The sequence below is a fragment of the Pseudonocardia sp. UM4_GMWB1 genome (assembly GCF_017312155.1).
In the GTDB taxonomy this organism is placed as follows: Bacteria; Actinomycetota; Actinomycetes; order Mycobacteriales; family Pseudonocardiaceae; genus Pseudonocardia; species Pseudonocardia alni.
Genome location: NZ_QJPN01000001.1, coordinates 5645806 through 5667516, shown reverse-complemented (window position 1 = coordinate 5667516; position 21711 = coordinate 5645806). Strand labels below are relative to the sequence as shown.

Sequence of the window (21711 nt, the reverse complement as noted above, 5' to 3'; positions counted from 1 at the left end):
GGGAGCCCCGTGACCGACTCCGATGCCGCCGCCGTGACCGATGTCGTCGTGAGCGATGGCGCCGACACCGGTGCGGCCGCGGGGACCGCGGCCGCCCGGGCGCGCCGGGCCGCGATGCTCACCGCCCTCGCCGCCATCGCCCCGCTGTGCGTGGTCGGTGTCGTGCTCACGGCGCACAGCTGGTGGGAGGGCCTGATCGTCGCCGTGGGTCTGGTCCTGGCCCTCGGGGTGCTGCGGCAGTGGAGCCTGGACGGCTACTCGCGCGGCGCCGTGTTCACCCTGGCCTTCACCGGGGTGAACTGGCTCGTCGCGGCCCTGAGCGCCGCGAGCCCGATCACCTTCGTGCCCTTCGCGCTCATCGGGTCGCTGCTGGTGTCCGCCCGCCCGCGTCACCGGCGGGTGTGGGTCGGTGCGCTCGCCGTGGTCGTCGCGGCGTCCGGTGCCGCGGCGCTCCTGCCCCGGCCGCCCACCGTGACCCTCGCCGGCCAGTACGTGCTCCTGCCTCTGCTCGGCACCCTGTTCGTCGCCGGCGTCATCGTCGTCTCCGAGTACGCGTGGGTCGTCGTGCGTCGTCTGGAACGGGCCCGCGAGGCCGAGCGCGAGCTGGCGGTCGCCCACGAGCGGATGCGGTTCGCGGGCGACCTGCACGACATCCACGGGCACTCGCTGCACGTCATCAAGCTCAAGGCCGCCTACGCCCAGGGCCTCGTCCGCGGCGGCGGCGAGGACGCCACCGCGACGGCCGTCGCCGAGCTCGGTGAGATCCGGGGACTCGTCGACGACGCCCTCACCCGGACCCGCGAGCTCGCCCACGCGCGCCACCAGCTCAACCTGACCGCCGAGCTGGAGAACACCCGTCGGCTGGGCGAGGCCGCCGGGATCACGGTCGAGGTCCACCACGACCCCGGCGCCGCCCCCGCCCACCCGCTGCTCGCCCAGGTGCTGCGCGAGGCCACGACCAACCTGCTCCGCCACGCCCGCCCGAGCACCGTGCGCATCACCACGTCGGCGACCCGGGTCGAGATCACCAACGACGGGGTCGCCCCCGCCGCGGACGCCGGACCGGAGCTGCGGGGCCTCGCCCGCCTGCGGGACCGCCTGGCCGCGGCCGGCGGCGACCTGGACGTGACCACCACCCCGACGACGTTCACCGTGGCGGCCCGGCTCGCGAGCCCCGGGGCGGGCACGCGCGGTACCGGCACGGCCCGACCCACGGGAGGTGGGGGCCATGGCCGGCGCTGAGCCCGTCCGCATCGTGCTGGCCGACGACGAGAAGCTGCTGCGGACCGCGATGGCGGCGCTGCTGCCCCAGGACGGGACGATCGTCGTCGTCGCCCAGGCCGAGGACGGCGACGGGGCCGTTCGGGAGACCCTCGAGCACCGTCCCGACGTGCTCGTCGTCGACCTGGAGATGCCCGGGGCCAACGGCCTCGACGCCGTCGCGCGGATCCGGGAACACCACCCCGAGCAGGCGGTGCTCATGCTCACCCGGCACGCCCGCCCGGGTGTCCTGCGCCGGGCGCTCAAGCTCGGGGTGCAGGGGTTCATGAGCAAGAGCGCCGACCCCGAGGACATCGTCGCGGTCGTCCACGAGCTGCGGGCCGGGCGTCGGTGGATCGCCCACGAGGTCCTCGAGCATCCGTGATCGACGACTGCCCGCTCACCGACCGCGAGATCGACGCCCTCGCCGAGACCCGCGAGGGCTACTCCGTGGCACACATCGCCCGCCGGCTGCACCTCGCCCACGGGACGGTCCGCAACTACCTGTCCAGCGCGATGCAGAAGACCGGCACCGCCACCCGCCACGACGCCGCGCGCCACGCGCACGAACGCGGCTGGCTCTGACGTCGGCTGGACGCCGGACCACGGCCCCGCACCGGCGTCGGCCCGTCCCCGGGTCGTGTGCTCGACTCCGGCATCCATCCCGATGCCTACTGCGTCGAGTTCACTTCTCGGTCGCGCTCCGCTGACGATCACCGAACACCGCGGCAGCGTCGATGAACGGCGCCGGACACGGTGCGCACCGATTGTCGGCCACGGTGGGCTTCGGTCGCGCGCTGCGCTCACTGCTCCGTTCGGTGCCGTCGCGGACGGCGCCGAGGGCGGGAGTACGGCAGGACGGTTCCTGGCCGCCGGAACCGGGAAGACCCCCGCATGTCCGAGAGCTGTCGGCAGGACCGCCGCGACGACGACCGACCGGCCCCAGAGCACCGCCGACCGGACGGTGTGTCGGACGAGGCGGTGACCACGGTGGGCAAGTTGGCCGAGGCCGTCGAGACGATCGAACGGGCCCGCGGGCACCTCTACGCCTTCCACCAGATGACCGGGTACGCCGACGAGATGCTCGACGAGGTCGTCGGCGGCCTGCGGGAGATGGGTCGCGACGATCTGGCGGACCGGATCACCACCGAGCTGATCGGGCTCAACGTCGTCGCGGGGCGGTGGAGCTTCCAGGTCGTGGAGGAGTACGACGACGGCTACTACCGCACCACGCTGGACCTGGACCGAGCGGTGCGCGACGCGTTGGTCGGTGGGCGGCGGCATCTGATGGAGGCTGAGATGAAGGAGCAGCGCCGCACGCGCGGGCGCCCGGGCCACGCCGCGCGACCGCACGAGAGGGACTGACCTCCTCGATCACGCCGAGCAGATGTCGTCGCCGGTGTCCGCCATCGGGGACGGGGTGTAGCCGGCGAGCGACCATGCCGGTCCGCTCCCGAGGGACCGGCCGCCGGTGTCGCAGGCCCCGGGCGGCAGGCAGGTGACGCATGCTTACCCGTGCTTGCCGTGAGGTGTGCCCTCGGCGAACTCGTGCGGGACCCCGAGCGTGGCCCGGCCGCAGCGGGTTTCGTTCCACGGCACGAAGTCGTTTGCGATCGTGACCAGCGTTTCCGCTAGTCACGGTGTAGTGCCCCCGGCAGGATTCGAACCTGCGGAACCCGCTTTAGGAGCTTTCACCTATCTGTTTCGATAGCCGGTGAACAGGGATTTCAGTGGCAGAGGGCCGGGCGTCAATGGCTCCACGGGGGTGAGTGGGCGCGAGTTCGCGCCACGAATGGCTCCACGCCCGGTGGCTTGGGGCTCGGTTGCGCGCTATGACGTAGCTTCGGGGGCTCATCCGACTGCCGTGGTCGCCCGGACCCTGTGCCCGCGGACGTCGAGCGCGCTGGTGGTGCGCTATCGGCAGAGAGTGTGTCCTTGGCGGAAGACGAGATCTCGCTGGAAGCCCACATCGCCCTGGTCGAGGAGCTTCCTCACCGCATCGCGACCGTGGTCGCCGCGGGAGTTCTGACCTCGTCGGAGGCGCAGGACGTCGTGTCACGGGCCAGGCTGTTGCTGCAGGCGAGGGTGGCGATCGAGAGCGCTGCCCGAGCCAGGCTCTGAGGTCCCACCGTCTGCATCCCCCATTTGGGGGATTACTGCCATGGCGGGCGTGTCGTTGTTCAGGGCAGGGGCTCCGGAGTGGCGCCCCACGAATCCCGACCTCGGAGATGCGGCCCCGGACCCGGTCGCCCCGTCGGGCCGACACGAGGAGACCTCGTGTTTCACGGTTTCACGAAGAAGTTCCTGAACGACTCGATCGAGCGCAGCACCGACAACGCGATGGACCGTCGTCGCTTCCTGCGCGCGGCCGGGCTCACCGGTGCGGGGGTTGCCGGTCTCGGTGTTCTCGGCAGCGGCATCGCGTCCGCAAGCGAGGGCGGCCTGCTGGGCGGGCTCGGTCTCGGTGACAGCGGCGGCGGCAGCGAGGACGGCGGAGTCTCCGACGCCGCCGTCCTGAACTTCGCGCTCAACCTCGAGTACCTGGAGGCCGAGTTCTACTTGCGCGCGGTCACCGGCGAAGGTCTGAAGGACTCCCAGATCGACGGCAAGGGAGACCTGGGCGGCGTCACCGGCGGCTACAAGGTCCGATTCGAGACGAAGATCGGCCGCCAGTACGCCGAGGAGATCGCGCAGGACGAGCGGGCGCACGTCGACTTCCTGCGCTCCGCCCTGGGCGAGGCCCGCGTGGCGCGTCCGGAGATCAACCTGCAGGAGGCCTTCACCGCAGCCGCGCAGGCTGCCGGGGTGATCGGCAAGAACGAGACGTTCGACCCGTTCAAGGACGAGACGAGCTTCCTGCTCGGCGCCTTCATCTTCGAGGACGTCGGCGTCACCGCTTACAAGGGCGCGGCGCCGTTGGTGTCGAACAAGACCTTCCTGGAGGCGGCCGCCGGCATCCTCGCCGTCGAGGCCTACCACGCAGGTCTGGTGCGGACCCTGCTGCTCCAGGGCGGTGCGGCCGACGTGGTCGGGAAGATCTCCGACGCCCGGGACTCGCTGGACGGGCCGTCCGATCTGGACCAGGGAATCGTCGACGGCAACGGCAACGCCAACATCGTCCCGGCCGACGAGAACTCGATCGCGTTCTCCCGGACCCCGGGTCAGGTTCTCAACATCGTCTACCTGAACCCCGAGGCCGTCACGTCGGGAGGGTTCTTCCCGGAGGGCGTCAACGGGACGGTGGACACCAGCGACGCGAACGGCTGACCCCGCGAGACCAGGTCGCCCTGACACGGAAAAGGGCCGGTTCACCACACCGTGGTGAACCGGCCCTTCTCTCTGTGGGTGGCCGTTCTCAGCCCCCGAGACCGGTGACCTGGTCGAGGACGCTCTTCTGGGCCTGCTCGGTCGAGGCGCTGTTGCCCTGCTCGTTGGTCGAGTCGATCGAGTTGTCCTGGACGACGGACTGGCTGCTGCCGCCCTCGGAGTCCTCGTTGGCGAAGTCGCTCAAGCCCAGCACGTCGGAGACGTTGAAGGCGGGGTTGAGCTGGGTCACCGGGGCGAAGCTGGAGCTGCTCTGCTCGGTGGTGGACCCCTGCTCGCCCGCCACGGTGCCCTCGGTGGTCTGGGACTGCTCGCGGGTGGAGTCGCCCTCGTCGGCGAACGCCATGCCGGCCACCCCGACGGTCATCGGAACGGCCATCGCGGAGGCGACGAGGGTACGCACGGACTTACGCATGAATGCTCTCCTCTGAATGTGATGCACAAACGGGGTAGACCGAAGTGCTGATTACGACGCTATAGGGCAGTCGCTGTTCGGAGCGCCGGGGGTGGGTGGTGAAAATCGCCGTAATGAGATGAACGAAGTGGTCTCGGTCTGCGAAGCGTCGACCTGCGCGGGGCTGTGAACTGCGAATATGCAAGACAGGCCGACTCTATGTGGATCCTGCTATACGTTGCGGTTCGCACAGATCTGATGTCACTCAATGGAGTGAAAACTGCCATGTGTCCCGTTGCGAATAGTGTGCCGACGCTGCTTGATGATCGTCATCTGTCGACGTGCAGAATGATCGCGGGATTGACGTCCCCGCGGACGATGGCCGCTGCCAGGTCGCGAAGTGGCTTCCCGCTGCGACGCGCATGGCTGCGCATGCAGGCGAACGCGGTGCCGACATCGACGGTGCCGTGGGCGGCGAGCATCCCCTTCGCCTGCTCGACGACGACCCGGCTCGCCAGGGCGGCCCGGAGCTGGCTCGACTCCAGCGCGATCCGTTCGGCCGCCGCGGCTCGAAGCAGCGAGACGGCCGCCGCCTCGACCAGCACCTCGGCCACACGCAGGTCCGCGTCTCCCGTCCCGGACCCGAGGATCAGCAGTGCACCGAGGGTGTCGTCCCCGTGGCGGATGGGCAGGGCCCAGGCAGCGCCGACCCCGGCGGCGATCGCCTTCGTGGCGAACACGAGCCACCGGGGCCGCTCGCGCCTCAGGTCCGGACAGAGGACGGGGCGACCTGTACGGGCGCACTCGCCGCCAGGTCCCTGGCCGAAGCCTGCGGACAAGGCTTCGAGGGGCTGGGCGGGGCCGGACCGCACGACGCCACGCACGGCCCCGTCCGACAGCAGTGCTGCTCCCGCCGGCAGCCCGGAGATGCGATGGACGGACTCCACGAGGTCGGTGAGAACAGGACCGGGATCGGCGTCGTTCATCGCGACAAGCCTGAGTACGGCGGCTCCGACGTCTGCTGAGTTGTCCATCGGACAGTGTTCGAAAGCTCACGCTGGTCCGGTTCTCGCTGCGCACTCGGAGACTGCTCGCCCAATCCCGGAGGGCGACCCCGCCTCGATGTCAGGCCCTGGCCAAGCCTGAGTCTTTCGCGGCGGTCCCGCGACCAGGCATGCCCGCCTGCGGCATGGGGCGTGGCAGAAGCCGACCTCGTGGTCGAGGAGGGACGTCCGCTGTGCAGTGGTCGGTCGATGCCGGCTGCTCGACCGCTGGTCGGTCGTCGTGAAGACCTGTCGGCATCGGTCGGAGGATCGTCGTTGTGCCTCTGACCTGCGTGCCCCCGGCAGGATTCGAACCTGCGGCACCCGCTTTAGGAGAGCGGTGCTCTATCCCCTGAGCTACGAGGGCCTGAGGGGAGCCTACCCGGACGCCTCCCCGCCGGACCGCCGGTGCCGCCCGCCGCGCCGCGGAACGGCGGATCCGCCGTTCCGCACGGAATCCGGGAATCGTCGCCGTGACGTCGCCCACTACGACACCGGAAGGCTTCTGCGAGTGCACGGCGACAGCGACCTCCTCGCAGCCGGAACGGTGCCACGGGCCGCGTTGACCTGCGGATTCGTGGAACGGGGACGATGCCGCCGCCACCTCGCAGTTCACGCCGGCAGGCTGCTGCTCCCGTCTGGCAACTGATCCGTTGGGGCGATCGGGAAATCGTTCTACGGTCCCCGCAGTCGACAGGGGAGGGCCAGTGCGATCGCTGTTCCGGAACACGCGGTTCCGCCGTCTGTTCACGGCCCAGGTCGTCGCCCTGGCCGGGACCGGTCTCACGACGGTCGCGCTCGGGCTGCTCGCCTACGACCTGGCCGGCGAGCGGGCCGCGCTCGTCCTCGGCTCGGCGCTGACGATCAAGATGGTGGCCTATGTCGTCGTCGGGCCGGTCGTCGGCGCGGTCGCCGACCGGGTCCCGCGACGGATGCTGATGGTCGGTGCGGACGCCGTCCGCGCGACGGTCGTGCTCGTCCTGCCCTGGGTGACCGGGATCTGGCAGGTGTTCGTCCTGGTCGCGGTGCTCCAGGTCGCCTCGGCGACGTTCACCCCCGTGTTCCAGTCGGTCGTCCCCGACGTCGTGCCCGACGAGCGGGACTACGCCGGGGCGCTGTCGGCCTCGCAGCTCGCGAGCAGCGCGGAGACGGTGCTGAGCCCGCTGCTGGCCGCGGCGGCCGTCGCGGTGATGAGCTACTCGACGCTGTTCGTCGGCACCTGTGCCGGGTTCGTGTTCTCCGCGGTCCTCGTGGCGTCGACGGCCGTCCCGCCGGTCGCGGGCCGCGCGCAGGGCGGCTTCGCGACCCGGCTGCTGCTCGGGGTCCGGCTGTTCCGGGCGGTCCCGCAGCTGCGGGGGCTGCTGGCGCTGGACGCCGTCGTCGCCGCGGTGGGGGTGGTGTCGCTGGTGACGACGGTGAACGTCGTCCGCGACCTCCTCGGGGGCACCGAAGCCGATGTCGGGCTGCTGCTCGCGGTGTCCGGCGCGGGGACGGCCGTGGCGGCGCTGGCCTCCCCGTGGGCCGCCCGGCGGCTTCCGGTCCGGACGGTGATGCTGGCCGGCGCGGCGGTCTCCTGCCTGGCGGCCGGCGCGACCCTGCTGCTGGCGGCCGCACCGTCGTGGACGACCGCGGCACTCGCGTGGGCGCTGGTCGGCTTCGGCCCGGGGTGGATCATGGTCAACACCGGTCGCCTGCTGCGCACCTCGGCCGGGCCCGGTCAGCGGCCGGCCCTGTTCAGCGCGCAGTTCTCGCTCTCGCACGCCTGCTGGCTGGTCACCTACCCGCTCACCGGCTGGCTGGCGGTCTCGGCCGGCTGGACGGTCACCTGGTCGGTCCTCGCCGCGCTCGCCGTCGTCGCGCTCGGGGTGGCGGTCACGGTCTGGCCGACGGCCGGCGCCGACCTCGTGCGGCACCGCCACGACCACGACGCCGACCACGCCCATGTCGTCACCGCCAGCCCGTCGGTGCACGGGTGGACCCACGCGCACCGGCTCGTCGTCGACGACCAGCACCCGCACGGACCCGTCCCGGTGTGACCGTTCAGGGCGCCGGGAGCAGTCCGTCGGCGACCTCCCGGGCCGCGCGGATCGGCCCCGTCCCGCGCTCGACCACCGCCATCGCAGCAGCCCCCTCCAGAAGGATCATCAGGGCCCCGGCGAGCGCCGGGGCCGGCTCGGCCGTCCCCAGCCGCTCGACCTGGGCCTGCAGGTAGCTGCGCAACGCGGTCTTGTGGTGCCGGACGACCTCGCGGGCCGGGTGGTCGAGGCGCGGCAGCTCGGAGGCCGCGTTGAGGAACGCGCAGCCGCGGAAGCCCTCCCGGGACTGCCAGGTCTCGTAGGCGTCGAACACGGCGAGGATCCGGTCCCGCGGCGACGCGTGGTCGGCGGTGATCCGGTCGATGTCGGACTGCCACCGGCGGTCGCGGTCCCGCAGGTAGGCGACGACGAGCCGGTCCTTCGAGCCGAAGTTCGTGTACAGGGCCGTCTTGGTGACGCCCGCCTCGGCGGCGACGGTGTCCACCCCGACCGCGTTGATGCCGTCCCGGTAGAAGAGCCGGGACGCGGCGTCGAGCACCTTCGCCCCGGCGTCGCCGCGCCGTGTGCGTGCCATACATCCTCCTGTACCAAACCGAACGGTCTGTTCTGTTGACCGACTTTAGCAGCAGAAACAACACCGTCAATCGGCGCGAGTTGCAAAAAAACATACCGGTCTGTTCACTAGCGGCATGACGGCGACCTGTGAACGGCCCGGACCTGCACCCGCCACCGACCGGCCCTGGTGGACCACCGCGCTGCTCGGCGCCGGGGTGATCGCGCTCTGCTACGGCGTCGCCCGCTACGCCTACGGACTGTTCGTGCCTCGATTCACCGAGACGTTCGGCCTGACCCCGGCCGCGGTCGGCGTGCTCGGCGGGCTCTCCACGGCCGGCTACGTCCTCGGGCTGCTCGCCGCTCCGGCGCTGTCGGCGCGGTCGGCGCGCGGCGCCACGATCGCGGCCGCCGTCTCCGCGACGGTGGGGCTGCTGCTCATGGCCCTCGCACCCGGCGTGGTGGTGTTCGGTGCCGCGATCGTGGTGGCGGGGGCCGGGGCCGGCATCGCGACGCCCGGGGTGGCGCAGCTCGTCGTCGAGACGGTCGGTGCGGCCGCGCGCACCCGGGCACAGGCCTGGGCGAACACCGGCACCGGGGCGGGGCTCGCGCTGACCGCGTTCACGCCGCTGCTGCCGGGGGACTGGCGGGCCGTCTGGCTCGGGTTCGGTCTGGTCGCGGTCGTCGTCACTGCTGCCGCCGCGTGGTCGCTGCCGCGGGGGGTCCCCGAGGCGGCGCCCGCGCAGCGCGGGCACGACCGGGTGCTGCCGCTGCTGGCCGTCGCCGGGCTGCTGGGGCTGGTCAGCGCGCCGTACTGGACCTTCTCGACCGCGCGGCTCGACGAGCTCGGCGCCGGGCCGGTCGTCGGCACCGTCGCCTGGTGTGCGATCGGTGTGGTCGGTGTGGTCGGCGGCGCGGTGGGACGGGCGGCGCAGCGGTACGGGCTGCGAACGGTCGGGCTCGTCGTCTGGACCCTGTTCTCGGCCGGGATCGCCCTGCTCGCCCTGCCGGAGCCGGGCCTGGCCGGTGCGGTCGTCTCGGCGGGCCTGTTCGGTGCCGGCTACATCGGGCTGACCGGGCTGTGCATCCTGTGGGCCGCACACATCCTCCCGGGCGCTCCCGCACGCGCGGTCACGTGGGCGTGCCTCGCCCTGGGCGTCGGCCAGACGGTGGGCTCACCGCTCGCCGGGGGGCTGGCCGGCCGGATCGGGACGGCGGGGACGTTCGCCGTCGCCGCCGCGCTGGGGCTGCTGGCCTGGGCTCAGCTGCACCCGCGGCTGGCGCCGCCGGACGCGGACCGGTCCTGGACGACGGCGTCCCCCGGCGCGGACGTGCCGCACCGGGGGACGGGCGTCAGCGACGGGCCGGGGCGCGGCCGTGCGTGACGGCGCTCCAGGTGTCGATGCCCACCCAGATCGCGCGGAGCACGTTCCCGGTGCGCCGGCCGGCGTCCCGCAGGGTCTCGGACCAGGACGGCATCGGGGTCTCGTGGGTGGTCATCGGCTACCTCCTCGTAGTGGTCGACTCGGACGCTGCTGTGTCCGCATCGCGCCACGAGAGTAGCCCTTGAGACACAGTTGCCTCAAAGGTGACGATGGTGTGTCACGCCTCATCCGCTCGGAGCAGCACCGGTGACAGGTCGCAGCAGCCGGGCGCATACGCGTGACCAGCGCGGGCCACCCCGTGACGCGGCTCGGTCGCCGCGTCGCCCGCATGGTGGTTTCATGAACATTGCCCGCTTTTGATCTGGACATCCGGTTCAGGGGGCGCCGCACGCAGGAGGACCGATTGTTCAGCATCACCGTCCGGGACCACGTCATGGTGGCGCACAGCCTGCGCGGCGAGGTCTTCGGACCGGCGCAGCAGCGACACGGCGCGACCTTCCTCGTCGACGCCACCTTCCGGCGCCCTGAGCTGGACCCGGACGGGATCGTTGTCGACATCGGGCTGGCCACCGCGCAGCTCGCGGAGACGCTCGCCGACCTCAACCACCGCGACCTCGACGACCACCCCGAGTTCGCGGGCGTCAACACGACCACCGAGTTCCTGGCCCGGGCGATCGCGGACCGGCTCGCCGACCGCATCGGCGCGGGGAAGCTCGGCGGCAACGCCGGCGGGCTGACCGGCGTGACGGTGACGCTGCACGAGTCGCACGTCGCGTGGGCGAGCTACGAGCGGGACCTGTGACGGCTCCCGCACCGCCCCGCACCACGGGGCGTGCGGTGCACGTCGTCGTCCCCGCCGGGATCGACGACCCGCGTTCGCCGAGCGGCGGGAACCGCTACGACCGCGGTGTCTGCGCCGCGTTCGACCGTCCCGTGCGGGAGATCGCCGTCGTGGGCGGCTGGCCGGACCCGGACCGGGCCGCCCTCGAGCGGCTCGACGCGGCGCTCACGGGCGTCCCGGACGGCGGGTCGGTGCTGCTCGACGGGCTCGTCGCCTGTGCCGCGCCGGGGGTCCTCGCCCGTCACACCGGCCGGGTACGCGTGGTCGTCCTGGTGCACCTGCCGCTGGGCGACGAGCACGGGCTCGCCGCGGCGGTCGTCGCGGACCGCCGGGCCCGGGAGCGCGCGGCGCTGCACGCGGCAGCCGCCGTCGTCACCACCAGCCGATGGACGGCACGGCGGGTGGTCCGTCTGCACCAGCTGCCCCTCGCCCGCGTGCACGTCGCGTCGCCGGGGGTGGACCCTGCCCCGATGACGTCCGCGCACCCGGCCGGTACCCGGCTGCTCGCGGTCGGGGCGCTCACCCCGACCAAGGGCCACGACTTGCTGGTCGAGGCCCTCGCCCGCGTCGCCGATCAGGAGTGGACGTTGCGCCTGGCCGGGCCGCTCGACCGCGACCCCGCGCACGCCGTGGCCGTGCGCGCGGCGGTGGACCGGCACGGTCTGGCCGGGCGGATCACCCTCACCGGCCCGCTGACCGGCCCCGCCCTCGACGCCGCCTACGCCTCCGCGGACCTGCTCGTGCTGCCCTCGCGCACCGAGAGCTACGGGATGGTCGTCACCGAGGGGCTGGCCCGGGCCGTCCCGGTGATCGCCGCTGCGGTCGGCGGGGTGCCCGAGGCGCTCGGCGACGGTGGGCTGCTCGTCGACCCCGGCGACCGGGACGCGCTGGCCGGCGCGCTGCGGTCCTGGCTGACCGACCCGGGGATGCGGGCGGACCTGCGCGCCGCCGCCCGGGAACGCAGGGACCGGCTCGACGGCTGGGCCGACACCGCCCGCGCCCTCGGCGCGGTGCTGCCGTGAGCGCCGCCGCCGACCGCGGCATCGACCACACCGCCGTCCCGATCCAGGGTGCGGCGGGCAACCCGGTCTGCCCGCCGGAGTGGCTCGCCCTGCGCGAGCCCGCCGACGCCGACGCCCGCTCGACCGCGCTCGCCGACGCCGTCCGCGACCTCCTGCCGCCGGGTCCGCTGCTGGTGCGCGACCTCGGCTGCGGCACCGGGTCGATGGGCCGCTGGCTCGCCCCGCACCTCGCCCGGCCCGGTGGCCAGCACTGGGTCCTGCACGATCGCGACCCCGTCGTGCTCTCCCACGCCGTCGCGTCGCTCCCCGGCGGGGTGACCGGTGGAGCCGGGCCCGGCGACCTCACCGGGTTCGGCGCCGACCTGCTGGCCGGGACGTCGCTGATCACCGCCTCCGCGCTGCTCGACCTGCTCACCGCGGACGAGATGGACGCCCTGGCCGCTGTCTGCACGGCCGCCGGCTGCCCCGTGCTGTTCACCCTGACCGTGTCCGGCCGGGTCCGGCTGCACCCCGAGGACCCGCTCGACGCCGAGATCGGCGCCGCCTTCGACGACCACCAGCGCCGCGACGAGAACGGCCGGCGGATGCTCGGGCCGGACGCCCCCGCCGCCGCGGCGGCCGCGTTCGCCCGGCACGGCGCGCGGGTCCGCACCGCCGACTCGCCGTGGCGGCTCGGCCCCGACCGGCCCGCGCTGCTCCGCGAGTGGCTGGCCGGACGGCTCGACGCGGCGTGCGCGCAGCGTCCCGGCCTCGCCGCACACGCAGGCGCCTACCGTGACCGGCGCGAGCGCGCCCTCGACGCGGGGAAGCTCACCGTGTCGGTCGGGCACATCGACCTGCTGGTGGTCCCGGGGGAGCGGCCATGAGACGCCGGGTGGGTCCGGCCCTGCGGCTGCTTGCCGGGGCCGGGTTGCTGGCCGCGCTGGTCGTGCAGGTCGGTGTCGGGCCGGTGCTGGAGCGGCTGCGCGGCGTGGGGCCGGCGGCGGTCGTCGCCGCGCTGCTGCTCGGCGCGGTCGCGACCGTGCTCAGCGCCTGGCGGTGGCGGATGGTCGCCCGCTCGATCGGGCTCGGCCTGACTGCGCGACGCGCCGTGGCCGACTGCTACGGCGCCACCTTCCTCAACTCGCTGCTGCCCGCCGGGGTCCTCGGCGACGTCCACCGCGCGGTCAGCCACGGGCGCAGCGAGGGGAACCTCGGTGCCGGGGTCCGGGCCGTGGTGTTCGAACGGGTCGCGGGGCACCTGGTCGCGGTGGCGGCCGTCGCCCTCGTCCTGGCGCTGCAGCCGGACCTGCTGCGGGCCGCGGCCGGGGCGGTCCCGGGCGGCGCGGTGCTGCCCGCGGTCGTCGTCGTGGCCGCGCTCGCCGGGGTCGGGTGGCTGCTGCGCGCCCGGCTCGGCCGCGTGTGGGCCGACGCGCGCACCGTGCTGCGCCCGCGCACCGCGGCCGGGGTGGTGCTGACCTCGGCCGGGGCACTGGCCTGCCACCTCACGCTGTTCGTGCTGGCCGCGCGGGCGGCCGGGGCGACCGCCCCGCTCACCGTCCTGCTGCCGCTGCTGCTGGTCGCGTTGCTGGCGATGACGATCCCGCTGACCGTCGGCGGGTGGGGGCCGCGCGAGGCGGCCGCAGCGGCCGGGTTCGCCGCGGTCGGACTGTCCGCGGCCGAGGGGCTCGCCGCCGCCGTCGCCTACGGGGTGCTGGCGCTCGTCGGGGTCGCACCGGGCGCGCTCGTGGTGCTGCGGCGCCGCCGGGCGGCCCGGGGGACCGCGCCGTCAGCGCCCGGCGAGCGCCCGCAGGTGCCCCTCGAAGGCGACCACGAGCGCGTCGAGCAGGCCCCGGCCCTTGTCGGCGGTGGCGAGCGACGGCCGTCCCACCACACCGCCGGCGGAGTAGGCCGCGAGCCCGGTGGTGAGCAGGTACGGCCGCTCGTCGGCGACGTGGTCGGCGGCGCGGTACGACGGCCGGACCTGGTCGGGGACGGTGTGCAGCAGGATCGAGGTCTCCAGCTCCCCGGCGTGCATGTCGGCGGTGTTCGAGGTGGCGCACCCGGCGGCCCGGCGGGCGGCGGTCCAGTCCTCGGAGACGGGGAACAGGGCCATGGGCAGCGGCCCGACCGAGGCCTCCTGGACGACGTTGCGCAGGACGTGGTTCCCACCGTGCGCGTTGACCAGGACGAGTGCGGTGGTGCCGGAAGCGCGCAGCGAGGCGGCGACGTCGGAGACGACCGCGCCGAGCGTCGCCGCGGAGATGCTCACGGTGCCCGCCCACGCGGCGTGCTCGTGGGAGCAGGAGATCGTCAGTGGTGGCAGGACGCGCACGGGGTGGGCCTGCGCGATCCGGGCGGCCACCGCGGACGCCACGAGGGTGTCGGTGGTCAGGGGCAGGTGCGGTCCGTGCTGCTCGAGGCTCCCGACCGGGAGCAGGGCCACGGAGGCACCTCGCTCCCGGACGTCCTCGGTGGTGTCGACCGGGAGGGGATTCACGCAGGCGAGGCTCTCACGGCCCTGCCCGATCATGGAGGAGCAACGGTGCACGACGACCGACACGAGTTCGCCGAGTCCCGGTTGACCACGCGGCACGGGGAGTTCCGTGCGATCGCCTTCCGCGAGTACGAGGGCGGTCCCGAGCACCTCGCGCTGGTGCACGGCGACCCCGCGGACGTGGAGGCGCCGCTGGTGCGGATGCACTCCGAGTGCCTCACCGGTGACGTCTTCGGCGCGCGGCGCTGCGAGTGCGGGGCGCAGCTGTCGATCGCGATCGACGCCGTCGTCCGCGCGGGCCGCGGCGTGATCGTCTACCTGCGCGGGCACGAGGGCCGCGGCATCGGCCTGCTCGCGAAGATCCGCACACACGTGCTGCAGGACGAGGACGGCCTGGACACCATCGACTCGGCCGTCGCGCTGGGCCTGCCGGTGGACGTGCGCGACTTCGGGGCCGCCGCGGTCGTGCTGCGCCACCTCGGGATCGGCCGGGTGCGGCTGTTGTCCAACAGCCCGGCGAAGGTCGAGGCGCTGACCGGGTACGGCATCGTCGTCACCGAGCTGGTGCCGGTGCTGGAGCCCGCCGACGAGCACAACGTGCGGTACCTGACCGCCAAGCGCGACCGGCTCGGGCACGTCCTGCCGCAGGTCGACGCCGCGCCGGACGCGCCGCGCGGCCACACCGCGACCGGCTACTGACCCCCGTGGTGCGACACCCGAAGGCACAGCGACGGCGGCCCGTCCGCCGCCATCGTGGCGAGCACGGTGGGCAGCTGGTCGAGCGTGCAGTCGCCGCCGACCAGGGCGTCGAACCGGGGGTCGGCGAGCAGCCGCAGCGCCAGCGCCATCCGGTCGCCGTAGCCGCGGCGCGCCCGGCGCGGGGACACCGTGCCGACCTGGCTGGCGCGGATGGTGAGCCGGCGGCTGTGGAACGCCCCGCCCAGCGGCAGCGGCACCGAGCGGGTCCCGTACCAGCTGAGCTCGACCACCTCGCCCTCCGGTGCGAGCAGCTCCAGCGAGCGGGCCAGGCCGGCCGGGGTGGCGCTGGCGTGCACGACGAGGTCCCGGTCGCCCTCGGCGTCGTCGGGAGAGGCGAACCCGACGCCGAGCGCCGCGGCGACGGCGGCCCGGTCCGGGTCGGGGTCGACGAGCTGCACCCGCGCGCCGGGCAGCCCGGCCAGGACCGCGGCCACCGACGCCCCGACCATCCCCGCCCCGACGACGGCGATCCGGTCGCCGACCAGCGGGGCGGCGTCCCACACCGCGTTCACGGCGGTCTCGACGGTGCCGGCGAGCACCGCGCGCGCGGCGGGCACGTCGTCGGGGACGACGGTGACCGCGTCGGCGGGCACCACGAACCGGCTCTGGTGCGGGTACAGGCAGAACACGGTCCGCCCGGCGAGCTCCGGCGGGCCCTGCTCGACCTCGCCCACCGCGAGATAGCCGTACTTCACCGGGGCGGGGAAGTCGCCGTCCTGGAACGGCGCGCGCATCCGCTCGTGCTCGGACTCCGGGACCTCGCCGCGGAACACCAGGGTCTCGGTGCCGCGGCTGACCGCGGTGTACCGGGTGCGCACGAGCACCTCGTCGGGCCCGGGGTCGGGCACCGGCACCGTCCGGATCTCGCCGTGCCCCGGTGCGGCCAGCCAGAACGCCCGTGCCTCGTGCCCCACTCCACCGTCCCCGATCCCGGCGCGCGGCGCGCCGACGGCCCCGACAGTATCCGGACGTATCGGGCGCCTGCCCGGTACACGGAGGTGATCTGATGGACCGGCCGCACGTGCTGGCGTCGGTCGCGATGTCGCTGGACGGCTACATCGACGACGCCGGTCCCGACACGCTGGTGCTCTCCGACGCGGGCGACCTCGACCGCGTCGACGCCGTACGCGCCGGGGTGGACGCGATCCTGGTCGGCGCGGGGACCGTGCGCGCCGACGACCCGCGGCTGCTGGTGCGCTGCGCGGAGCGCCGGGCCGGGCGGGTCGCCGACGGCCGCCCGCCGTCGCCGCGGCGGGTCGTGCTGACCACCGGGTCCTCGCTGGACCCGGCGGCGCGGGTGTTCGCGGGCGGGGACGCGCCGCTGGTGTTCACCGCGGGCCACGCGGCCCCCGCACTGCGGGACCTGCTCGGCGACGCCGCCGAGGTCGTCGCCGCGGGGGACCCGCCGGACCCGTGCGCGGTGCTCGACGACCTGGCCGCCCGCGGCGTGCGACGGCTGCTGGTCGAGGGCGGGGGCGGCGTGCACACCGCGTTCCTCACCGCCGGGCTGGTCGACGAGCTGCACGTGGTCGTCGCGCCGTTCTTCGTCGGCGACGCCCGCGCCCCCCGCTTCGTGCAGGACGGCCGGTTCCCGCAGTGCCCGCAGCGCGGCATGTCCCTGGTGGAGGCACGCCCGATGGGCGACCTGGTGCTGCTGCGCTACCGCGCGTCCTGACCGGTCACGAGAACGCGGCCAGGAAGCGGTCCCGGAACTCGGCCATCAGCCACGGCGGCGCGTCCGGCGGCGGGAGCAGCCCGGGCGTCCAGCCCCAGTCGTCGATCCGGTCCAGCACGTCGGTGTCGCGGGTGATGACCGAGACGGGGACGTCGGAGCCCGCGCCGGGCCCGGACACCGTCGCGCCGGGCTCGTGGTCGCCCAGCATCAGGACGACGAGGTCCCGGTCGCCCTCCGGGCGGTCGGCGACCCAGCCGGTGGCGCTGCGCAGCGCGTACTCCAGCGAGGTCAGGTAGTCCCCGCGCAGCGTCTCCCGGTCCAGGGAGAAGATCGTGTCGTAGGACTGCTGGCCGCCGGCGTACGGCCCGTAGACGGCGCCGTCGCCGATCCCGGCCGGGTCCAGCAGCGGCGGCACCGGCGACCACGGCGCGTGGCTGGAGGTCAGCACCACGGTGCCGAGCACCGGGCCCCGGTCGGGGCGGTCGAGCTCGAGCCGGGAGAACGCGTCGAGGGTGTACTGGTCGGGCATCGGGGACCAGCTGAACGGCGGGCCGGCGTAGCCGAGGTCGTCGCCGGCGTACACCCGCTGGTGGCCGAAGAACGCTGCCTCGGGCCACTCCCGCGTCGTCGCCGGGGTGATCACGGTGGTCTCCCACCCGGCGTCGCGGAACGCGCGGGGCAGCGTCAGCCGGTCGGACGCGGTGAGCCGGTCGTGCGCGCCCTGGTCGGCGATGGAGAGCCCGGAGAACAGCGTCGCGTGGGCGAGCCAGCTGCCGCCGCCGTTGATCGGTGCGGTGAGCACGCCGCTGCGCGCGCCGTACCCGGCCGCGGTGAGGCGGGCGTCGGCCTCGGCGAGGACCGGCCGGATCCGGGGCGCCATCGCGGGGGCGTTCTGGGCATTGCGGCCGTAGCTCTCCACGAAGGTGATCACGACGTCCTTGCCGCGCAGCGCGGACAGCAGCGCGTCGGGCTGGGCGTCGTCCCAGCCGTCGCGGGCCAGGCTCTCGGTGAGCTCGCGGCGCTCCCGCAGCGTCTCGGGGACCTGCTGGGCACGGTGCGCGACCTCGGCGACGCCGTCGGCGGCGGCCACCGGCACCCCGGGGACCAGGCGGGCGTCGGCGACCGTGCCCACGACCAGCCAGGCCGCGGCCAGCAGCGCGGCGACGCCGACGGTGGCCCGCCGGTGCCGGGCCGCGAGCCGTCCGAGCCGGACGGCCGCGGCGGCCGTCGCCACGACCAGGCCCACCGCGACGACGGCGGCGAGCACCACGACCGCCGTCCCGGCGGCGCCGGCGGTGCCCTGCAGGAAGTCGTGCGCGTTGCCCAGCAGCGACCAGTCGGACACGGCGTCGAACCGGCGGCCCTGGAAGGTGAGGAACCCGATGTCGGCCAGCTTGAGCAGCCCGAGCGCGGCGAGCAGCGCCCCGGCCAGGGCGGCGGCGACCCACCGGGCCCGCCCGGGCAGCAGCGCGAGCACCGCGGCCCCGAGGACCGCCTCGATCGGCAGCCGCAGCAGCCCGGCCGGGTCGAGGGCGACCGGGTCGGCGGGCAGCACCAGGATCCCGCCGACGAGCGCGAGACAGAGCGTGGTGAGCAGCGCGGCCCCGGCCCGTCGGGCGTGGAACGGGTGCCGGTCGGCGGCCCGCCACAGCTGCACCACCGACACGCCGAACGACCACACCAGCGCAGCCAGCGCCGTCCCGACCGCGGTGAGCGCGACGGCGTCGGGCAACACCCCGGCCGCGGTCACCACGAGCACGATCCCCTGCAGGGCGGCGACGACCTTGGCCGAGTAGCGCGGCGGGAGCTCGCCGCGCAGCCACGGGGCGACCCGCCCGGCGGCGACGAAGGCGTAGCGCAGCAGGCCCAGCGCGGTGACCCACCACTGCCCGGTCGTCGCCGCGACGTGCGCCGACAGCACCATCAGCAGGAAGGCGTCGGTCTCCATGTCGAACCGGGCGCCCAGCGCGGTCTCCGTGCCGGTGCGGCGCGCGACCGGGCCGTCGACGCCGTCGAGGGCGAGCGCGACGCCGACGAGCGCCACGAGCGCCACGGTCCCGGCGCCGTCCAGCCCGACCAGCGCGACGACCGCCACGGCGAGCGCCCCCCGGGCCACCGTGACCACCCCGGCCGGGCCGAGCGTGCGCTCCCCGGCGCGGCGCGCGGCCCGCAGCAGCAGCGCCGCGGCGACGACGCCGACGACGGCCGCGCCGGTGACCCGCAGGGCACCGGCCCCGGCCGTCGGCACGAGCACGGCGAGGACGGCCGCGAGCAGCGCCGCGCCCGCCGCGACCTGGAGGGCGACGGGGGCGGTACCGCTGGTCTTCCGGAGCATCAGGTGTCCAGCATGCCCGACTTGTCCGGTGATCGACCCGGCGGTGCGGTCAGGCGGGCACGTGGCGGGCGTAGACGTCGCCCGAGCGGCCCAGCGGGCGGCGCCGGTCGAGCAGGGAGCGGAGCTCGGCGGCGTCCACCCAGCGGTCGCCGGCCGAGGTGTCCCAGGTCATCGTCTCGACGGGGGAGTAGCGGTAGACGTAGCGGCCCAGGGCCTCGATGCGGGCGAGCGACTCCAGGGTCGCGTCGTGTGCGGCGGGCAGGTACTCCACCGACAGCGCGGGCAGCGGGCGCGACAGCCCGTCGAGGACGTCGGCCTCGAAGCCCTCGACGTCGATCTTGCAGAAGGCCGGGACGCCGTGCTCAGCGATGAGCGCGTCGAGCGTGCTGACCGGCACCTCGATCGAGGAGTCCCAGGTCACCCGGCTGAACCCGGCGTCGTCGGCGACGGTGTCGCGCCAGCGCTGCGACAGCGTCGAGACGGTGGGGGTGGCGCGGGAGACCCCGAGGCGGGCGGTGCCCGCCGCGGCGCCGAGCGCGAGGGGCAGGACGGTCACGGCGTCGTCGCGGCCGAAGAACAGGCGCAGCAGTCGGGTGAAGTCCGGCTGCGGCTCGACGGCGACCACCCGCGCCCCCAGGGCCCGCCAGGCACGCACCCGGTTGCCGGCGTGCGCGCCGACGTCGAAGGCGAGGTCGCCGGGACGCAGGAACGCGGAGTAGAAGCGGCGCATCCGGCGCTGCCGGCCCGGGATCCCGTGGTAGGTCGCGAGCGAGCGGGCGATGCCGGAGGCACGGGTGAGCACGCCCCGAGCGTAGTGGACGAACGAGGAGGAAACGGACTCGACGGTCAGGGGGTGTCCGGGCTGCGGCCGGCGGTCTCCACGACCCCGGCCAGCAGCGTCCGCTCGGTGACCCCGGCGATCTCCTGCCGGCCGAGCCTGCCGTCGTGCGCGGCGAGCACCGCCCGGGTCAGCAGGGCGTAGAGCGCCTCGGTCATCCACGTCGCGGACTGGGTCACGCAGAAGGCCCCGCTCCGCTGGCCGCGCCGGAACAGCTCGACGAGCAGGGTGTCCATCTCGGCGTAGCGGGCCAGGACCTCGTCGCTGGACTGGATGCGCTCGGCGAGCACCCACAGGTCCACCGAGGGCAGCAGGCCGACGATGACCCGGCGCACCGCCTCGATCGGGTCGCCCTCGTCGGTCCGGGCCTCCCGGATCGCGGCGATCCCGCGCTCCACGCCCATCTCGCTGAGCTCGGAGAGCAGGGCCTCCCGGCCGTCGACGAGCCGGTGCAGGGTCGCCCGGCTGATGCCGGCGCCGGTCGCGATCTCCGACATCGACGCGGCCGGGTTCTGCACGAGCACGGTCGCGGCCGCGAGGAGCACGTCGTTCCGCTCGATGGCCACGCCGGAGACGGTAGACCTCTCGGCGTCAGACCATCGCAGCCGTTCCGACCTGCGGATTCGCGCTGAAGAAGCGGACCATCGCGTCGACGTGCCCGGCGAACGACGGGCAGTGGACGCCGAGCCCGCCGAGCATCGCCGTCGTCGCGTCGGTGTCGTAGTGCGACGGGTGGGTCAGGTACTCCAGCGTGCTCGACGGGACCTGGAACAGCCGTCCGACGCCGGGTACGTGGTCGATGGAGAACGCGGCGAGCCCGACCGGCATCGGCACCACGCGCAGCTGCTTGCCGAGCCGGTCGGCGAAGACCTCGCACATCTCGGTCACCGTCGGCGGGGCCGGCTGGGCCAGCGCGAACGTCCGGTTCACCGCCGGGCCGTGCCCGGCCAGCGCGGCGATCCCGTCGACGACGTAGTCCGAGGGCACCAGGTTGAACCGGGTCCGCGACGCGGCGCGGGGGAGCGGCGCGAACGCCGTCCGGCCCTGCCGGGCCAGCAGCTGGAGCAGGTAGTAGGGGCCGTCGAACTTCTGCGTCGCACCGGTCACCGAGTCCCCGACGACGACCGAGGGCCGGTAGACCGACACCGGCAGGCCGGCGTCGCGGGCCTTCGCCACGACGCGCTCGGCCTCGTGCTTGGTGTGGTCGTAGTGGTTGGCGAAGGGCTGGCCGAGCTCCAGGTCGGTCTCGGAGAAGATGCCGTCGTAGCGGCCCGAGACGTAGCAGGTCGACACGTACTGCAGCCGGGCCAGCTGCGACGCGGCCTCGGCGAACCGCACGACGTGCCGGGTGCCCTCGACGTTCACCCGCCAGGCGACGTCCGCCGGCACCGAGAGGTCGTAGACCGCGGCCAGGTGGAAGATCTCCAGCGGTCCGCCGAGCAGGCGCTCGCGCTCGGCCCGTTCCAGTCCCAGTCCGTCGACGGTGATGTCCCCGACCACGAGGTCGGTGCGCCCGGCGATCTCCGGCGCCTCGCGCTCGATCCTGGCCAGCGTCGTGCGGGCCTGGTCGAGGAACTTCGCCTGCACCAGTGCGACCGCGCGCGCGTCGGGTGCTCGGCGCAGCGTCCGCGGCAGCAGGGCCGACCCGAGGAACCCCGGGAACCCGGTGAACAGCACGACACCCACGGGTGCACCGCCTCTCGCGCGGCGTCCGTGCCGCATCGTCGCTCGTCGGGACGCTATCCGGTACCGGCCGTACCGCCCGGGTGGG

General features: G+C 74.4%; 21 protein-coding genes, 1 tRNA gene and 2 pseudogenes. 13 read left to right on the top strand and 11 right to left on the bottom strand.

The window, feature by feature from the left end:
- The first annotated feature begins 9 nt into the window (after positions 1-9).
- The 5 genes and pseudogenes from DMP15_RS26680 to DMP15_RS26660 all read left to right on the top strand — a co-directional run bounded on the left by DMP15_RS26680 (position 10) and on the right by DMP15_RS26660 (position 4527).
- Positions 10-1242 (top strand): histidine kinase, encoded by a 1233-nt coding sequence (locus DMP15_RS26680; RefSeq protein ID WP_161151606.1) that lies wholly within the window; start codon positions 10-12, stop codon positions 1240-1242.
- Positions 1229-1845, top strand: a pseudogene (locus DMP15_RS26675) (response regulator transcription factor). The gene DMP15_RS26680 and the pseudogene DMP15_RS26675 overlap by 14 nt, the downstream one beginning before the upstream one ends.
- Positions 1846-2154: 309 nt before the next feature.
- Positions 2155-2625 (top strand): hypothetical protein, encoded by a 471-nt coding sequence (locus tag DMP15_RS26670; RefSeq protein ID WP_073577554.1) that lies wholly within the window; start codon positions 2155-2157, stop codon positions 2623-2625.
- Between the two features lie 570 nt (positions 2626-3195).
- Complete coding sequence (locus DMP15_RS26665) at positions 3196-3381, top strand: hypothetical protein (protein ID WP_139282967.1); 186 nt, start codon at positions 3196-3198, stop codon at positions 3379-3381.
- Positions 3382-3537: 156 nt separating this feature from the next.
- Positions 3538-4527, top strand: coding sequence for a ferritin-like domain-containing protein (locus DMP15_RS26660; RefSeq protein ID WP_374231837.1), 990 nt, complete (start codon positions 3538-3540; stop codon positions 4525-4527).
- Between the two features lie 88 nt (positions 4528-4615).
- On the opposite strand, the gene DMP15_RS26655 is transcribed toward DMP15_RS26660, so the two are convergent.
- The 3 genes from DMP15_RS26655 to DMP15_RS26645 all read right to left on the bottom strand — a co-directional run bounded on the left by DMP15_RS26655 (position 4616) and on the right by DMP15_RS26645 (position 6388).
- Complete coding sequence (locus DMP15_RS26655; RefSeq protein ID WP_073577556.1) at positions 4616-4999, bottom strand: hypothetical protein; 384 nt, start codon at positions 4997-4999, stop codon at positions 4616-4618.
- Positions 5000-5307: 308 nt separating this feature from the next.
- Positions 5308-5964, bottom strand: a complete 657-nt coding sequence (locus tag DMP15_RS26650) for a GAF and ANTAR domain-containing protein (protein WP_161151607.1) — start codon at positions 5962-5964, stop codon at positions 5308-5310.
- A gap of 351 nt (positions 5965-6315) precedes the next feature.
- A tRNA-Arg gene (locus DMP15_RS26645) sits at positions 6316-6388 on the bottom strand.
- Positions 6389-6728: 340 nt separating this feature from the next.
- Here DMP15_RS26645 and DMP15_RS26640 point away from each other — a divergent pair.
- Positions 6729-8057, top strand: a complete 1329-nt coding sequence (locus tag DMP15_RS26640; protein WP_073577578.1) for an MFS transporter — start codon at positions 6729-6731, stop codon at positions 8055-8057.
- 4 nt (positions 8058-8061) lie between these two features.
- Here the strand turns inward: DMP15_RS26640 and DMP15_RS26635 are convergent, their stop codons facing one another.
- Entirely contained in the window at positions 8062-8631 is a 570-nt protein-coding gene (locus DMP15_RS26635) for a TetR/AcrR family transcriptional regulator (protein ID WP_073577579.1), read from the bottom strand.
- A 115-nt stretch (positions 8632-8746) separates the two neighbouring features.
- Here DMP15_RS26635 and DMP15_RS26630 point away from each other — a divergent pair, with 115 nt between their 5' ends.
- Positions 8747-9994, top strand: a complete 1248-nt coding sequence (locus tag DMP15_RS26630; RefSeq protein WP_073577580.1) for a YbfB/YjiJ family MFS transporter — start codon at positions 8747-8749, stop codon at positions 9992-9994.
- Here DMP15_RS26630 and DMP15_RS26625 read toward each other — a convergent pair.
- Positions 9963-10109: a hypothetical protein gene (locus tag DMP15_RS26625; protein ID WP_157818460.1), complete on the bottom strand. Its 147-nt coding sequence runs from the start codon at positions 10107-10109 to the stop codon at positions 9963-9965. The genes DMP15_RS26630 and DMP15_RS26625 overlap by 32 nt on opposite strands.
- A gap of 288 nt (positions 10110-10397) precedes the next feature.
- Here DMP15_RS26625 and DMP15_RS26620 point away from each other — a divergent pair, with 288 nt between their 5' ends.
- The 4 genes and pseudogenes from DMP15_RS26620 to DMP15_RS26605 all read left to right on the top strand — a co-directional run.
- Positions 10398-10796 carry a 6-pyruvoyl trahydropterin synthase family protein gene (locus DMP15_RS26620; RefSeq protein WP_073577581.1) on the top strand — a complete coding sequence of 133 codons (399 nt, stop codon included), beginning with the start codon at positions 10398-10400 and terminating at the stop codon, positions 10794-10796.
- Positions 10793-11857 (top strand): glycosyltransferase, encoded by a 1065-nt coding sequence (locus DMP15_RS26615; RefSeq protein ID WP_073577582.1) that lies wholly within the window; start codon positions 10793-10795, stop codon positions 11855-11857. The genes DMP15_RS26620 and DMP15_RS26615 overlap by 4 nt, the downstream gene beginning before the upstream one ends.
- A gap of 41 nt (positions 11858-11898) precedes the next feature.
- A complete protein-coding gene (locus tag DMP15_RS26610; protein WP_443217703.1) occupies positions 11899-12723 on the top strand; it encodes an SAM-dependent methyltransferase in 825 nt (274 codons plus the stop codon).
- Positions 12720-13565 (top strand): annotated as a pseudogene (locus tag DMP15_RS26605) (lysylphosphatidylglycerol synthase domain-containing protein); the annotation flags it as partial. The gene DMP15_RS26610 and the pseudogene DMP15_RS26605, both read left to right, overlap by 4 nt.
- Before the next feature lie 60 nt (positions 13566-13625).
- Here DMP15_RS26605 and DMP15_RS26600 read toward each other — a convergent pair.
- Positions 13626-14369 carry a creatininase family protein gene (locus DMP15_RS26600; protein WP_337826722.1) on the bottom strand — a complete coding sequence of 248 codons (744 nt, stop codon included), beginning with the start codon at positions 14367-14369 and terminating at the stop codon, positions 13626-13628.
- Between the two features lie 12 nt (positions 14370-14381).
- Between DMP15_RS26600 and DMP15_RS26595 the strand changes: the two genes are divergently transcribed.
- Entirely contained in the window at positions 14382-15032 is a 651-nt protein-coding gene (locus tag DMP15_RS26595) for a GTP cyclohydrolase II (protein ID WP_100880827.1), read from the top strand.
- On the opposite strand, the gene DMP15_RS26590 is transcribed toward DMP15_RS26595, so the two are convergent.
- Positions 15026-16006, bottom strand: a complete 981-nt coding sequence (locus DMP15_RS26590; RefSeq protein WP_073577583.1) for a zinc-dependent alcohol dehydrogenase — start codon at positions 16004-16006, stop codon at positions 15026-15028. The two genes, DMP15_RS26595 and DMP15_RS26590, sit on opposite strands and share 7 nt — an antisense overlap.
- Before the next feature lie 92 nt (positions 16007-16098).
- Between DMP15_RS26590 and DMP15_RS26585 the strand changes: the two genes are divergently transcribed.
- Positions 16099-16767: a RibD family protein gene (locus DMP15_RS26585; protein ID WP_337826617.1), complete on the top strand. Its 669-nt coding sequence runs from the start codon at positions 16099-16101 to the stop codon at positions 16765-16767.
- 4 nt (positions 16768-16771) lie between these two features.
- Here DMP15_RS26585 and DMP15_RS26580 read toward each other — a convergent pair whose 3' ends face one another.
- From DMP15_RS26580 to DMP15_RS26565, 4 genes are read right to left on the bottom strand one after another with little or no spacing between them, the layout of a single operon-like run.
- Complete coding sequence (locus DMP15_RS26580; protein ID WP_337826616.1) at positions 16772-19102, bottom strand: CDP-alcohol phosphatidyltransferase family protein; 2331 nt, start codon at positions 19100-19102, stop codon at positions 16772-16774.
- Positions 19103-19151: 49 nt separating this feature from the next.
- The gene (locus DMP15_RS26575; RefSeq protein WP_073577585.1) at positions 19152-19904 is read right to left on the bottom strand and encodes an FkbM family methyltransferase; all 753 of its coding nucleotides are present in this window, start codon (positions 19902-19904) and stop codon (positions 19152-19154) included.
- Between the two features lie 44 nt (positions 19905-19948).
- The gene (locus tag DMP15_RS26570) at positions 19949-20506 is read right to left on the bottom strand and encodes a TetR/AcrR family transcriptional regulator (RefSeq protein WP_073577586.1); all 558 of its coding nucleotides are present in this window, start codon (positions 20504-20506) and stop codon (positions 19949-19951) included.
- A 25-nt stretch (positions 20507-20531) separates the two neighbouring features.
- Positions 20532-21626 (bottom strand): SDR family oxidoreductase, encoded by a 1095-nt coding sequence (locus DMP15_RS26565; RefSeq protein WP_301549103.1) that lies wholly within the window; start codon positions 21624-21626, stop codon positions 20532-20534.
- Positions 21627-21711: the final 85 nt, after the last annotated feature.

What these genes read in the sequence shown, in the direction of transcription:
- DMP15_RS26585 (WP_337826617.1), top strand. Translation starts at nt 16,099, where the DNA reads ATGGACCGGCCGCACGTGCTGGCGTCGGTCGCGATGTCGCTGGACGGC.
- DMP15_RS26580 (WP_337826616.1), bottom strand. Translation starts at nt 19,102, where the DNA reads ATGCTCCGGAAGACCAGCGGTACCGCCCCCGTCGCCCTCCAGGTCGCG.
- DMP15_RS26670 (WP_073577554.1), top strand. Translation starts at nt 2,155, where the DNA reads ATGTCCGAGAGCTGTCGGCAGGACCGCCGCGACGACGACCGACCGGCC.
- DMP15_RS26630 (WP_073577580.1), top strand. Translation starts at nt 8,747, where the DNA reads ATGACGGCGACCTGTGAACGGCCCGGACCTGCACCCGCCACCGACCGG.
- DMP15_RS26600 (WP_337826722.1), bottom strand. Translation starts at nt 14,369, where the DNA reads ATGATCGGGCAGGGCCGTGAGAGCCTCGCCTGCGTGAATCCCCTCCCG.
- DMP15_RS26655 (WP_073577556.1), bottom strand. Translation starts at nt 4,999, where the DNA reads ATGCGTAAGTCCGTGCGTACCCTCGTCGCCTCCGCGATGGCCGTTCCG.
- DMP15_RS26625 (WP_157818460.1), bottom strand. Translation starts at nt 10,109, where the DNA reads ATGACCACCCACGAGACCCCGATGCCGTCCTGGTCCGAGACCCTGCGG.
- DMP15_RS26650 (WP_161151607.1), bottom strand. Translation starts at nt 5,964, where the DNA reads ATGAACGACGCCGATCCCGGTCCTGTTCTCACCGACCTCGTGGAGTCC.
- DMP15_RS26635 (WP_073577579.1), bottom strand. Translation starts at nt 8,631, where the DNA reads ATGGCACGCACACGGCGCGGCGACGCCGGGGCGAAGGTGCTCGACGCC.